At 69.6% G+C, this 12,776-nt stretch carries 18 protein-coding genes; all 18 read right to left on the minus strand.

What is annotated here, in order from left to right; genetic code table 11:
* Positions 1 to 1,973, minus strand: a 1,973-nt coding sequence (locus tag IE153_RS40550; RefSeq protein ID WP_498063517.1) for a phage tail family protein, incomplete at its 3' end; no start/stop codon positions are given.
* 12 nt (positions 1,974 to 1,985) lie between these two features.
* The gene (locus tag IE153_RS40555; RefSeq protein ID WP_189594681.1) at positions 1,986 to 2,375 is read right to left on the minus strand and encodes a hypothetical protein; all 390 of its coding nucleotides are present in this window, start codon (positions 2,373 to 2,375) and stop codon (positions 1,986 to 1,988) included.
* Between the two features lie 29 nt (positions 2,376 to 2,404).
* Positions 2,405 to 2,734, minus strand: a complete 330-nt coding sequence (locus IE153_RS40560; RefSeq protein WP_189594682.1) for a hypothetical protein — start codon at positions 2,732 to 2,734, stop codon at positions 2,405 to 2,407.
* 75 nt (positions 2,735 to 2,809) lie between these two features.
* Entirely contained in the window at positions 2,810 to 3,370 is a 561-nt protein-coding gene (locus IE153_RS40565) for a phage tail tube protein (RefSeq protein ID WP_189594683.1), read from the minus strand.
* Between the two features lie 83 nt (positions 3,371 to 3,453).
* Entirely contained in the window at positions 3,454 to 3,876 is a 423-nt protein-coding gene (locus tag IE153_RS40570; protein ID WP_189594684.1) for a hypothetical protein, read from the minus strand.
* Positions 3,873 to 4,100, minus strand: a complete 228-nt coding sequence (locus IE153_RS40575) for a hypothetical protein (protein WP_189594685.1) — start codon at positions 4,098 to 4,100, stop codon at positions 3,873 to 3,875. The genes IE153_RS40570 and IE153_RS40575 overlap by 4 nt, the downstream gene beginning before the upstream one ends.
* Complete coding sequence (locus IE153_RS40580) at positions 4,100 to 4,477, minus strand: hypothetical protein (RefSeq protein ID WP_189594686.1); 378 nt, start codon at positions 4,475 to 4,477, stop codon at positions 4,100 to 4,102. Before IE153_RS40580 ends, IE153_RS40575 begins: the two co-directional genes overlap by 1 nt.
* The gene (locus IE153_RS40585; protein ID WP_189594687.1) at positions 4,477 to 4,815 is read right to left on the minus strand and encodes a hypothetical protein; all 339 of its coding nucleotides are present in this window, start codon (positions 4,813 to 4,815) and stop codon (positions 4,477 to 4,479) included. Before IE153_RS40585 ends, IE153_RS40580 begins: the two co-directional genes overlap by 1 nt.
* On the minus strand, positions 4,815 to 5,423 hold the full coding sequence (locus IE153_RS40590) for a hypothetical protein (RefSeq protein WP_189594688.1): 609 nt from the start codon (positions 5,421 to 5,423) through the stop codon (positions 4,815 to 4,817). Before IE153_RS40590 ends, IE153_RS40585 begins: the two co-directional genes overlap by 1 nt.
* Positions 5,424 to 5,438: 15 nt before the next feature.
* Positions 5,439 to 5,666 carry a hypothetical protein gene (locus IE153_RS40595; protein ID WP_189594689.1) on the minus strand — a complete coding sequence of 76 codons (228 nt, stop codon included), beginning with the start codon at positions 5,664 to 5,666 and terminating at the stop codon, positions 5,439 to 5,441.
* A gap of 11 nt (positions 5,667 to 5,677) precedes the next feature.
* Positions 5,678 to 6,082: a hypothetical protein gene (locus IE153_RS40600; protein WP_189594690.1), complete on the minus strand. Its 405-nt coding sequence runs from the start codon at positions 6,080 to 6,082 to the stop codon at positions 5,678 to 5,680.
* A gap of 18 nt (positions 6,083 to 6,100) precedes the next feature.
* Positions 6,101 to 7,051: a phage major capsid protein gene (locus tag IE153_RS40605; protein WP_189594691.1), complete on the minus strand. Its 951-nt coding sequence runs from the start codon at positions 7,049 to 7,051 to the stop codon at positions 6,101 to 6,103.
* Positions 7,052 to 7,105: 54 nt separating this feature from the next.
* Positions 7,106 to 7,612: a hypothetical protein gene (locus IE153_RS40610; protein WP_189594692.1), complete on the minus strand. Its 507-nt coding sequence runs from the start codon at positions 7,610 to 7,612 to the stop codon at positions 7,106 to 7,108.
* 55 nt (positions 7,613 to 7,667) lie between these two features.
* On the minus strand, positions 7,668 to 8,639 hold the full coding sequence (locus IE153_RS40615) for a hypothetical protein (RefSeq protein WP_229829433.1): 972 nt from the start codon (positions 8,637 to 8,639) through the stop codon (positions 7,668 to 7,670).
* Positions 8,623 to 10,035 carry a phage portal protein gene (locus tag IE153_RS40620; protein ID WP_189594693.1) on the minus strand — a complete coding sequence of 471 codons (1,413 nt, stop codon included), beginning with the start codon at positions 10,033 to 10,035 and terminating at the stop codon, positions 8,623 to 8,625. The genes IE153_RS40615 and IE153_RS40620 overlap by 17 nt, the downstream gene beginning before the upstream one ends.
* A gap of 13 nt (positions 10,036 to 10,048) precedes the next feature.
* Positions 10,049 to 11,788 (minus strand): terminase large subunit, encoded by a 1,740-nt coding sequence (locus IE153_RS40625; RefSeq protein WP_189594694.1) that lies wholly within the window; start codon positions 11,786 to 11,788, stop codon positions 10,049 to 10,051.
* Positions 11,760 to 12,269 (minus strand): phage terminase small subunit P27 family, encoded by a 510-nt coding sequence (locus IE153_RS40630; RefSeq protein ID WP_229829434.1) that lies wholly within the window; start codon positions 12,267 to 12,269, stop codon positions 11,760 to 11,762. The genes IE153_RS40625 and IE153_RS40630 overlap by 29 nt, the downstream gene beginning before the upstream one ends.
* Positions 12,270 to 12,443: 174 nt before the next feature.
* On the minus strand, positions 12,444 to 12,632 hold the full coding sequence (locus IE153_RS40635; protein ID WP_189594696.1) for a hypothetical protein: 189 nt from the start codon (positions 12,630 to 12,632) through the stop codon (positions 12,444 to 12,446).
* Positions 12,633 to 12,776: the final 144 nt, after the last annotated feature.

The following is a 12,776-nucleotide window of genomic DNA, read 5'->3' on the forward strand; positions in this document are numbered from 1 at the left end:
AGCAGGGCCGCGCCCAGGGTCGTCGCGAGCTGCTGCAGGACGGGGCCGAGCGCGGTCGCCAGCTGGGCGATGGGCTGTGCAATCGCCGCCATGAGCGGCACCACGGCCTGCACCACGGCGCCGATGACGGGCACGAGCGCGTTGACGATCTGCGCCACCGAGGCGAACAGGTTGCGCAGGGTGGCCTGCATCTCGGGGGTGGCGAGGATGCGTTCCAGCTCGCCGAAGACCTGCCCGAGCGTGCCGACGATCTGGCCGCCCGCATCGGAGGCGGCCTTGAAGATCTGAGAGACGACACCGAGGACGTTGCCCAGCAGCGTGCCGAACTGGGAGAGGATCTCGAACGCGGTGGTGATGCCCTGCTCGAGGCCACCGCTCTCGAAGCTCTTGGCGATGCCGTCCGTGAACGACTTGATCGCGCCAGCGAACTGAGTGAGGAGCTTGTTGAAAGCGGGCTGGGCGGCGACAGCGAGCTGGCCCCACGCAGTGACGAGCTGCCCCGGGGTGTCCTTGAAGACGGCGAGGTTCTTCGTGGCCCCGGCGAGGATCTTGTCGAGCATCCCCGACTTGGCCATCTCGGTGACCGCGCCAGCGGCGCTCTTCGCCATCTGGTTCCACACGCCAGCCGTGGCGGTGAGCTGCCGCTGCAGGACCGGGATAGTGGTGCGTCCCAGGGTCGTGACGGTGTCGTCGAGGCCCTGGAAGAGGGCGTTCTGCACCGACAGGCGCATGCCCTTCCATGCGGGCGCGAGGCCCTGCACGGAGCGCACGAACGACTGGGCGTTCGGCGCGAGCTTCGCCATCGCCTCGTCCAGCTTCGACGTCTGCGCCGCTGCCGCGGCCTGCGCGTCAGCGACAGCGGATGCCGCTTCGGCAACGGCCCGCTGGGCGTCCTCGACCTGCCGCTGCCCCTCCGCCCGGGCCTTGTCCACGCCGGCCTGCGCATCGGCGAGGGCCTGCTGGGCGTCGGCTACGTCCCGCGCGGCGTCGACCCCGGTGCGGCGGGCCTCCTGTTGCGCCTTCGCCAGGCCGCGTTCACGGTCGGCAACGGTCTCGTTGGCGGCGGCCATGCGCTCGCGGGCGCGCTGCATCTGCTCGGAGCCGGCGACGCCCGCCTTGTTCGCCTTCGCGGTGTCCTGCGACAGCCGCTTGGTCTCCTCGCGCTGCTCCTGCAGGTTGAGCTTCGCCCGCTCGTACTGGATCTGGAGCTTCTCCAGCTGCTGCGGCGTGACCCCCGGGTTGGACTGAGCGGCACGGAGGTCCTTCTCCGCCTCCTGCAGCCGCAGAACGGCCTCGCGCTCGTCCAGGCGGGACTCGGACAGCCGCTGGTTCATGTCCTGCAGGGCGCGGGTCGCTTCCTGCCGGGCCTCGGTCAGGGACGCCTGAGCGTCGCGCGCATCGCGCTGCGCGTCCCGCAGGTCCCGCTCGGCGTCGCGGACGGATTCCTGGGCGTCACGCTGCCGCTGGGCCGAGTCCTCGACGACGCGGGCGAGGTTCTGCTCCGCGTCGGCGACGGCCCTCTGCGCGTCGCGCACCCGCTCGGCCGCCTGCACGCGCGCGTCCGCGAGGGCGCGCTGCGCGTTCGCCAGGCCACGCTGCGCCGACTCGACGGCCTTCGTCGCAGAGGCGGCGGCCTTGGCGTCCGCGCTGGTGTCGGCGAACGCGGCCTTGAACGCCTCCCCCACCCCGGATAGGCCCAGCTTCAGCGCGCCGGCCGCAGCCCCGGCAGTGGTCAGAGCAGGGGCCAGAAGCGCCGCGCCCGCAGCAGCGGACGACAGGTTCGCGCCGATCGCCACACCGGCCAGAACCCCGATGCCCTTCAGCCCCGCACCAAACGCCTTCGAGAAGGCGCCCGCCCCGGACTTGCCCGCGCTGGATGCGCGGGAGTTGACGGAGCGGGACCAGTCCCCTTCGAACTCGGGCCGGATGGAGACGTATCCGCGCCCGACGAGGACGCCACCAGCACCGGCCACCGCGCACCCCCGTTACTGGTTCGCGGCGGGCCTCCCGAAGACGGCCGCCAACTGCTTTGCCCCGGAGCCGTGGCGGCCACCGAAGCGGATCGTGTTCGTGTTCTTCGGCTCGTCGACCACGCCCGGCCGAGGGATCGGCTTCGGCGGCTTCAGACGCCCGGTCCTTTTCGGGTCGCCGCCGAGCTTGACCGTGGCGAATGTGTTCTCGCGGACCGCGTCCACGACGCTCGCCAGCAGTTGCCGATCCAGCGTCCACGCCTCTTCCTCAGACGTCGCACCCCGCACAGCTCGCGCGGTCGCCGAGTCGGTGGGCAGGAACCGCAGGAAGACGCGCAACTCACGCCACGACATCTCCCCGCGGTACAGCTCCAGCAGCGAACGGCCCGGCCAGTAGCGGGCCATGTCCCACTCGATGGCCTCCCCGTACTCCGTCAGGAGCCGGAGGAGGCCGGAGATTCCCCCGGCTCGACACCGCTGCGCTTCTGCCACTCCTGCGCGATCAGCTCCAGGTCACCGAAGGTGAACCCGGCGCCGTACATCTCCTGCACCTTGTCCCGGCCCAGGAGGTCCTTGAGGACGGCGACGGTGTTGTCGAGGTCGCCGACCCGCTCCTGCAGCTCGAACGGCAGCGCCTTGATCGGCGGCAGGGTGAACTCGACGCCGAGCAGGTTGTAGGTGGTGGGCTTCGGCAGCGCATCGCGGCGCTGCTGGGCGAGCGTGGTGAGGTCGACGACTTCGGTACCGACAGTCTTGCTGGGCATGCTGCTCTCCTCGCGGGTGTAGCGGGTTGAGGCCCGGCAGGCGCGACCCGCATGGCACGCCTGCCGGGAGCTTCATCAGGCCGCGGACCAGGCCGGGTCGTTGGACAGCCACACGGCGATCTCGGGCGCGGTGTCGGCGTAGGCGGACACCGTCATGCCGAGACCCACAGCGCCGGAGCGGGCCAGCGTGATGGCCTCCCGGTCGGTGACCTCACCGCGGGCGATGATCAGACGGTTGGTGATGTCGCCGTCGACCCACTCCAGGCCGATCGCCCGCTCGTCCGGCGACGGAGCGGCCGGGATGCTGAGCTTGTGCACCGTGCCCGAGACGTCGCTCATGGTGGCGCTGGGGAAGTAGAGCGTCATCGTCTGGGTCTTCAGCTCGATCGCGGTGAAGCCGAGCGTCATGTCGACCCCAGTCAGGACCTTGCGGACCGGGCTCAGGGACTGCCAGGCGTTGATGTCCTCCGACTCCGTCGAGTACGACATCTCCACGCCGTCGTCCGACAGGTAGCCGAGATCCACCCAGCCAGCCGGCCACGCAGTGGTCAGGTCGGCGGGCGCGGTCGTGCCCTTGGGAGCGATGTACACGGAGCCGTTGAGGGCGACCCTCACATTGTCGGCGTCGTTCGCCACGGGATGCCTCCAGGCATAGCGAGGACCCGCACGGCCAGACGCCGACGGGTGAATGAGTGATTGGGGGTGCGGGTTGGGTGCTGCTACGCAGGGCGGACCACCATGCTCATCACGAGCACGTAGCGGGGGATCGCGTCCGTCTCAGCGGACGGCTTGTACGGCAGCCAGATCAGAGAGGTCTCATCGACGCCGTAGATGCGGGCGCCCGGCTGGGCAGTGCCCTGTGCGGCGATCAGCAGTGCGGAGATTTCGGCTGCGAGGTTGAAAGCCTGCTTCTTCTTCGCGGCGAGGATGTCGATGTCGAGGGTGCGGTCCGCGGTGACGGGCTTTTGCCGGGAGCCGCCCCCGCCGAGGGTCACTGAGACGATTCCGGCGGTCAGCTTCGTGTCCCAGCCGTCGGGCCATTCGGTGCCCACGATCGTGCCCGCAGGCAGCAGGGGCTTCAGGTAGTTCACGGCGACCTGCTCGACGTCCGGCATGCCCGCCGCCTGCAGGCCGCCGCTCACCGCTTCCTGCGTCCCGACTCGGGCTGCGCAGCAGCCTCCTGCACGGGAGCGTTCTCCGGCTGGGCCTGCGCGCTGGCCTCGTCGGCCGACTCCGCGGCGGGAGCGTCCACAACCTCGGCGACCATGCCGTCGCGGCGCAGCGCCTTCAGCTGGACTTCGTCGACGTCGAGTTCCTCGCCCGGGGCCTTGTCCCCGTACCAGTTGGCGAGCTTGATCCGGGGCATCAGGTACTCCTCAGAGAATCCAGGGCGCGCCCCAGTGGGCGGGCCTTCGGGGACCAGCCCGTCTGGGGCCGGTCGCGCGACGTTGCTGGGCGGCCCGAGCCGAACTCGACCTGCCCCCACCAGTCGGCGGTCGCCCCGAATTCGGCCCGCCAGCCGTTCGGTTGAAGGCTCGCCGCCGAGTAGATGCTCTCGGCGTACTCGCCGTGCCGCTGCACAGTCGGGTTGTAGGTGGGGCCGGTGTACTTCGGTGCGATCGACTGCGCCACGGCGGCGCCCCGATCGGCAGGATCCTTCAGCGCATCCCGCATTCCCGGCGACCTGGCGATCTCCTGGTAGAGACGCGGGTTGGGAACGAAGCGGAACGAGGCGCGGGCCATCAGGCCACCTCCCGCAGGTCCGCCTCAACGTGGTGCACTCCCCCACCCGGCGCGGGCCAGCGCGCGACCTTGCCGATGACCTGCATCGTCGTGCCCCACGCCTCGACCCGGTCGGTTTCACGCAGGTCGATGTCCATGCCGCGCGGCGTATACAGCCGCCAGCCCGTGACCGTGACCTGCTTGTCCTCGGTGTCCTCGGTGGAGCCGCCGTTGGGCTGCACGTTCACCCCGGACACCTGGATGCGGGTGGCCGCATCACCCCAGTCGTCCTGTTCGTTGCCGTACTCGTCCGTCGTGGAGCCGGGGCGGACGATGACGATGCTCTGCAGGTACAGCATCAGCGGCTCCGCAGGTTCACCGAGCCGGCCGTGCGGCGGTAGCGGTCCAGTACCTTCTGCTCGGTGCGGGACAGCAGCACACCCAGATATTCGCCGACCGCCGGGATCAGGTAGGTGACGGACTCGCCGCCCACCGTCTCCGAGCGGATCCCCGACGGGTTGACGATCACACGGTTGGCGGCCTGGAGGACGATTGCTCTGATATCGCCCGGGACCTCGTCCCAGCCGTGCGTGTAGGTGACGGTGACCTGCGGCGCCCGGTGGGCGGCCGGCGGCCGGTCCCATGCGGCGGAGCGCAGCAGCAGGTCGTTGCCGTCCTGCCACCATTCAGCCGTCTCCACGTCGTTGACCTTCACCGAGGTGATGTCGACGACGGGGCGCTGCGGCAGTGTCACCGCGCCAGCACACCGGTGCAGTACCGGGTCCGCACGGCGCATCGTGAAAGTGTCCGTTGTGGTCGCGCGGGTGATGTCCAACCGGACGTAGGAGCGCACGATGCTGGAGGCCTGGTCCAGCAGGGCCTGCGCCTGCAGCTCCTGCTCCGGAGTGAAGGTGCGGCCGAGGAGGGTGGCGAGGTCGGCCACCGTAGCCAGCGCGGGCAGTGGCATGGTGGCCTCCCTTCGTCAGTGCTGACGCGACTCGTCGTCGAGCCTCTGCCGCACCTCGCGCGCGTGGTCGGCGTCCGTTTCCGGCGTGGGCTTGCCCGCCAGCACGCCGGCCACGGTGTAGTTCTCCTTGGGCGTCGGATCGACCGGGACACCGAGGTACCCCTTGTCCTCCGCCTCGTCGAACGTCTTCTGCACGTCCTGCTGCGCCTCGTCCTTGGGCGCGACGGCCTTCCGTTCAGCCATGGGTCTGCTCCTCAGCGCCTGGAGATGGTGACCCGGACGACGCCGCCCGGGTCGGTGATGCCGGAGGCGACGTGGATCGACCGCCACAGCAGGGTGTCCCCCGCTGAGAGGTCGAGGTTCGCCGCGGTCCCGGACAGGGTGATGGCCTTCTCGTCGTTCGCCGCGGCGTTGACGCCGTTGTCGAACGTCAGGGTGGCCACGGTGGTCGTGCCGCTGCCCGCCTGGCCCTTGTTGACCAGGCTCACGGTGCGGTTGTTGGTGGCAGCACCGGTGATGGCGGCCTCCGGCACGTACTGCACGGATGTGACGGTGCAGTCGAACGGCGCCTGCCCGAGGACGGTGTCGTCGTCGTTGCCGGCGGTCGACACGGCGGGCACGTTCTTCTCGATGACCTGCACGTAGGGTGCGGTGCTCATGCTGGTCTCCTCTCCGGCTCAGTACTTCAGGACGGCGGCCGGGTAGCGGCTCGCCTCGGTGGCCTGCTCGTTGTTGATCGGGTTGGACACCTGCCAGCCCACGCGGAACGTGAGGCGCACCGCGGTCATGTCCTGCTGCGCCAGGTTGAACATGATCGCGCCGGTGTTGTCCTGGATGACGGCCTGGTCGAGGATCTTCATCGTGATGTCGGAGCGGACACCCAGAACGAAGTTCGACCAGTCACCGCCGAACAGACGGGTGTTGGCGCCGGCGCCGCCCCCGGCGGGGAACAGGCCCTTCATGGCGTAGGCGACCGGCAGGCCGTCGATGGTCATCAGGTCACCCGAGGTGCGGGTCTCGTCGAGCTTGCGGCCCTGGGTGTCACGGGCCTTGCGCAGCTTGGACTTGGCGGCCGTCGAGGCGACCCAGCCGTCGATCTCGTAGCCATCGGCCTCGACCTTCTCGTACATGTTGTCCAGGTCGCCGAAGAACCCACCCTGGGCGGCCGTTGCCGCCTCGGTGACGCTGTTGCCTGCGGCGGTGGCCGCGGTTGTCACGTCCGACGGCCACGACGAGGGGGCGTTCGTGCCGAAGAAGATCGCCGCGTCCAGGGTACGGCCGAAGGCTTCGGTGAGCAGAGGCATGGCCTCGTCCCAGATGTTGGCGTCCACGTCGGCCAGGACGTTGTCCGGGACCGGCATGATCGTGGCGATCTCCTCGATGTTGAGGAACTTGTTCGCCCAGGCGACTTCGGTCGTCTGCTTCAGCCCGGTGTCGCCGCCCACAAAGTACGCGACGGGCAGCGCCGACAGGACCGGGAAGCGGACCTGCGCTCGCCCGACCGGCACCCGGCGGAACAGCGACAGGGCGGCGGACTGCTCCGTCGCCTTGCCGAGCATCTCGTTGGAGACCTCTTCCGGGATGAGCGCCGAAGCGTCCGTCCTCGAGGTCACGTTGTTGTAGGCCATGGTCCGGCCTCCTCCTCATGTAGCGCCGGCCGGACCGTTCCGCGCCGGGGTGGATCAGCCTCCGAAGCCCGCCTTCGAGCGGATCAGGGCGTTCATGTCGGTCGGTGCGGCCGCGGGCTTGCGCACGCCGCCGTCGTAGCTGGGGGTCTGTCGCTGACCGAGGACTTCAAGGAGGGAGTCGGCGTCCGTCTCCATCTCCTCCTCGGTGGCCCCGCGCAGGCGCGCAGCCAGCTCGGCAGGGAGCTTCTTCTTCGCCGCGACGCGGTAGCGCAAGAGCTCCTGCTTGGCGGTCGCCGCCTCGCTCTCCGCCGCGGCCTTCGCCTCGGCGAGCTTCTGCGCTTCGGTCTTGTCGCGGTCTTCGAGTTCCTGCAGTCGCGCGGCCAGCCGGTCGCGCTCCTTCGTGGTGGCGGCAGCCGTCTTCTCAGCCGCTGCCCGCGCCTTCCGCTCTGCGGCCAGGGCCTTCTGTCCGCCCTCGCCGAGCGCTGTCGCGGCGTCGTCCTGGTGGCCGGTGTCCGTCGCGGACTCCGTCTCGGTGGCGTCGCTGGTGTTCTCGTCAGCCATCGCGGCCGACTCCTTCCGTTCGCCCCGCCCTCGCGGCAGGGACACTCAAGATCGGCTAGACGATGTAGCCGTAGCGGCGCAGCAGTTCCAGCTGCTCACCGCGGCCCGACGCCTGCCGGAAGATGGCGTCCGGCGTCAAGCGCGGCGCCGTAGAGCGGCTGTAGCGCTGGCCCGGGTAGCGAGCAAAGCCCCCACCGGCGCGCCGCATCCGCCGCCCGTACAGGCCGCGGCGCGTGATGCCCTCCGTAGTGGTCGAAGCGCTAGGGCGGGACATGCCGCGGCGTGCGTTCACGACCTGCGCCGCATCCGCGCCCTCGCCGATCGCGCGAGCGCCCGCAACACCGAAGACCCGCCGCTGCTCCCCCTGCGGCATACGCTCGAAGAGCTGCTGCGGAGTCGGCACGCTCGGCCACTCCTTCTCGCGCAGCGGCAGGGTCTGGCAGTCACAGTTTGGATGCCGCAGGAAGCCCTCGCTGTAGCGGTACATCTGGCCGGACAGGATGATGCAGCGCGCGCACGCGGGAAGCCTCACCACCCGCACATACGCCACACACGAGCGGTTCGCGGTCATCCCCACCTGGTCCGCCGACCGGGCCGCATCGGCGACCGCCGTCGATGCATAGCGGGCCATGTCCGCCAGTCCGCCGAGCATCGCCTCGTCCGGCCCCATCCCGGCCGCCAGGCGGCGCCGAACGCCGATCGCCGGCAGGTACAGCAGCGTCTCGAGCGGCCCGCCGTCTGGGGCCACCCCGGCGAACGCGGCAGCCACCAGCGTGGCCTCAGCCAAGGCGGTGCCACCCTGAGCGGCCATCTGCGCGGCGATATACGCCTGCGCAGCGTCCGCGACCGTCAACTGGCCCTGGGCGACCGCCGCCACGATTGCCGCGCCAGCTGCGCCCTCCAGGTCATCCTCAACGGTGCTCGGCGACATGCCCTTCCACAGGACCTGAACCTGCTGCACCACCGACCGGACCACTGAGGCGACCTGCGTGTAGCGGGTGCGGCCGAGCTCAGTCGGCGTCGCCATCAGGATCCGCCGTACCAGCGGGCGGCTTCGGGCCGAACAGGGCCGCCGGATCGCCGCCCATCACCCGGGCCGCCGCACTCTCCCGGAGCTGCTGCCACTGGGCAATCTCCGTCTGCGAGGCGCCCCAGCGCTCCCACAGAGCCTCATGGGGGACGCCCAGTGTCGACATCTTCAGCAGCGCGTCGACGAGTTCGCCCTCGGTACGGAACTCCGGGTTGTGCCAGATCACCTCAATGCTCGACAGGTCCCGGGCGTCGCCCGCCGCCTGCAGATACAGGCGAACGACCTCCTCCAGGCCCTCGCCGAGCGGCCGGCACCGCTGCCGCACCTTCGCCACCAGGCCGGACTCCGTCGCCTTCAGCGTCTCACCGTTGACGTTGGACAGCTTCCCGAGCAGGTACTGCGCGGGAGTGCGCGTGCGCGCGGCCATGTGCTGCACGTCCGCCTCAATGGAGGCCAGGTACGGGCCGAGGTCGGTCGATGAGAACTCGCCGACCTTCACATTCTCGTCCTCGATCACCCACAGACGGTCCACCGCCGCCTTGAACGGCTCGATCGGCTGCCCGCTGTCATCCGTGGGCACCTCGTAGCCGGTCATCCATCGCTGTCGGAACGCCGAGAACTCCTGCGCCATCATCCGGTCGATCAACGTCTTGTTGATGCGGTCCTGGACGTCGAGGACATCCTCGATCTCACTGTGAGCATCGCCAAGCAGGTCGGGGCGGTTCTGGATCTCAATCAGCGGCACCACACCGAGCGGGTTCGGCGCCGGCCACTGCTCCCCCTCGACCTCGCGCCTCACCCAGCGCGGCCTGGGAACACCCTGCTGAGGCTTCGGGGCCTGGAACTTGTACAGGCCGTCAGGCAGGTAGAGCGTGGCCATGAACTGGCCGGTCCAGTCGTCCAGCCACGTCTTCAGCCCCGCCGCCCGGTCCCTGCGGCTTCCCGGCTTGTAGGCGACGATCGCCTGCGTCGCATCCTCCGCCGTGATGATCGGAGTCGTCTCATCAGCCGGGTTCGGGGCGACGAGCGCGAACGCCCGGCCCACCTTCACCGCCTCGGTGATGAGCAGGTCAGAGTCGGCGTCCATCGACGAGGCCTGCCAGACCCTCCACGCCTCCTGGTCGGCGATGTCCTCGTTGCCGAACCGGAAGCCGTCCACCTGAATGCGCTCAGCAGTGGCGTCCACCACGAGGCCCGTGTAGTTCGACCGCGACTGCTTCAGCAGCCGCTGGAACGCCGGCCGGGCCTTCTCCTGGATCATCGGCAGCGGGTGATCGCCCGAGTAGTACAGGCGCATCGTGTCGGCGTACTTGCAGCGCTCCTGAAGCTGCGTCCACAACCGATCCAGCCACCACTCCGGCGACTCAGGCTCCAGCTTCTGCGACAGGGCCACCAGGCACCTCCCGTCAGAATCCGACCGCCACCCTGGACTTCGCCTTCGGCCTGCGCAGATAGCCATCCAGGCCCATCACCGTTGCCGCGATCCCGTCGATGCGGGCCTGGCTCTTCTTCCGGTCCGGCTTCGTCGGCCGGTAGTTGTCGTTGCCGTCCGCGATCGTCTCCACGCAGCCCGCCATCCATCGCAAGATCGGATGGCCTCCGTGCAGGAACTGCTGCTCCAGCAACAGCCGGTCCAGCTCCTTACAGGCCGGCGACAGGCCCAGGAACGTCTGGCTGATCGGGGTGACCTTCACGCCGCGCTTCGTCTCGCGGTCCACGTTCTGCACCAACTGGCCGGCGAACATGCGGTCGTAGCCGATCCACTGCACGTCGAAGTGCCTGCAGTCCGCCAGGACCTGCTTCTCGATCGTGTCGTAGTCGATCGCGTCGCCCTCGGTGAGCTTCAGGAAGCCCTCGCGGGCCCATTGCGCCAGCGGCACCTGCAGATGGCGCTGCAGGTCCTCCAGCCGCTCCGACGGCAGCCAGAACCGGGAGACCAGCTCCACCTCGACGCCCGGCTGCTTCGACTCGACCGCCAGCACCCACGCCGACAGGTCGGACACCGCCGAAAGGTCCAGGCCGCCCCACGCCCGGCGGCCCTTCAGCTCCGCCTCGTCGACCATGCCGGCCACCCGGTCCCAGTTCCGGACGTCGATCCAGCGGGTCGACGCCTTCTCCCGGATGTTCAGCGACAGCCGCAGGAACGTCGGGAAGTAGCTCGGCGTGGCCTGCGCCTTGTTCGCCTCGCGTCGCAGATACGCCAGCGTCGGCGACGTCCCGAGACCCGGGTTCGCGCGCCGCCACGTCGCCTCGTCGAAAGGGTCGTCGGTCTCGTCCGCCGCCCAGATCACCCCGTAGTGCGCCGGGTCCTGAACGACGTTCTCGGCGACCTTCCGGGTGTAGGCGTGCTTCTCGTCGTAGATCGAACCCTCTTGCGCGTCATCCGCCGTCGTGATGAACACGATCAGCGGCTGGTCGCGGGCTCCAGTTCCTGTTTCGATGGCATCGATCAGGTCCCTCGACTTGTGCACGTGGACCTCGTCGATCACCGCGCCCGAGACGTTCAAGCCGTGCGCCGTCTCCGCGATCCGGCTGAGGGCCCGGAACACGCCGCCCGTCCGCGGCACCCGGATCACCGAGGTGAGCACCTCGGCGCGGCCCTTCACCGCCTTCGACGTCTGCGCCATGCGCTTCGCGTCGTCGAACACGCGCTTCGCCTGCTCCAGCGAGCCGGCCGCCGCATACACCTCGGCGCCGATCTCCCGGTCCGCCAGCAGCAGCGCCAGGCCAATCCCCGACGACAAAGTCGACTTGCCGTTCTTCCGGGGAACCTCGATCCACACCGCGCGGACCACGCGCACATCCCGCTCGAGCTCCGGGTCATGCCACAGCCAGCCGAACACCGGCGCGATCACCCACACGAACTGCCACGGCGCCAGCTTCAGCGGCGTGCCGCCCCAACGCCCCTTCGTGTGCCGGAAGGACTCGATCGCCGCCTTCGCCCGGCGGGCCGCAGCAACGTCGAACCAGGCGCCCGGCTGCTCAGGCATCTGGAAGGCCGACACCAAAGGGCGCGACAGCAGCGCGTCGGCGATCTCCTCATCGGACAGACCCAGTTCATGCAGCGCGGCCCGCGGGACCGGCAGACCCTCCGAGCAGTCCTCGACCGACAGCTGCTCAGTCGAAGGGATCGTCTTCGTCGCCATCGTCGCCACCCTCCGGCGGCGTCAGCCGACCGCGAGCAGACGGCGACAGCCCAAGCTCCCCGATGTACGCCTTCAGCTGCGTCCGGTACTGGCCCGCCACCGTCGTCGCGCCGTTCTTCATCCAGCCGCGCTCACCCTGGATCAGAAGGCCCTGCGACGAGATCTGCCGCTCACACTGGTCGATCCTGGCGACGCAGATGCAGTAGTCCATGACGGTCTGCGTGTCGACCGCCGCCAGACCGGCCGTGTACTTCAGCACCGGCACGACCCGCCGCCACTCACGGCGCGCGATCTCCCGGCAACGGGCGTTGATCTGCCGCTGCTGGTCGTCTCCGCGCACCGTCGGGAACGTGTCGAGCCAGTTCGGCTCCTCCAGCTCCGACGGCGGCAGCTTCACGCCCTCACGGACCGGCCGGCGCCCCGGGTTGCCCTCGCGGACCACCTGCAGCGGCGGCTTCGGCCGCGGCCCCGAGACCGCCACGAGACCACCCCCGCCCGTCATGTCCGATTCACCCGATCCGCGCAATCGCCCTGACCAGCGCCGCCAGGAGTTTCCCTCCCCCGCGGTCCCGTGTGCGCGCGGGCGGGGGTGCGCCCCCACCCGCGTGCGCGCGAGGAAATCAAAATCGCGTCGAAATTCTCGAAATTTCCGAGATCAATTTCCGCCGCGTTGCTTGCGAGTTCGCGCCGCCTTCTTCGCCATCTGCGATCGATCAGCGTGCGTCTTGCCCGCGTTGGCGATCTTGGCGGCTCGGGTCTTGCCCATACGGCCCTTCAGTGCCTCGTACACCTTGCCTCGGCCGGCCACGATGCCTCGGATGCGTCCGCCCTTGCCCTTCGGCATGCTGATCACCTCGCCCTCAGCTCTGCCCGCGTCGCTGCTCTGCTGCCCAGCCTCCGGGCTGATGGTGTGCGGTCTCCGTGCTGTGGCAGGGCTTGCACAGTCCGCGTCCGTACTGTGGATCATCCGCGTCCAGGCCCTCAGCCT

It is taken from the genome of Streptomyces massasporeus (genome assembly GCF_014648995.1).
GTDB lineage: Bacteria > Actinomycetota > Actinomycetes > Streptomycetales > Streptomycetaceae > Streptomyces > Streptomyces massasporeus.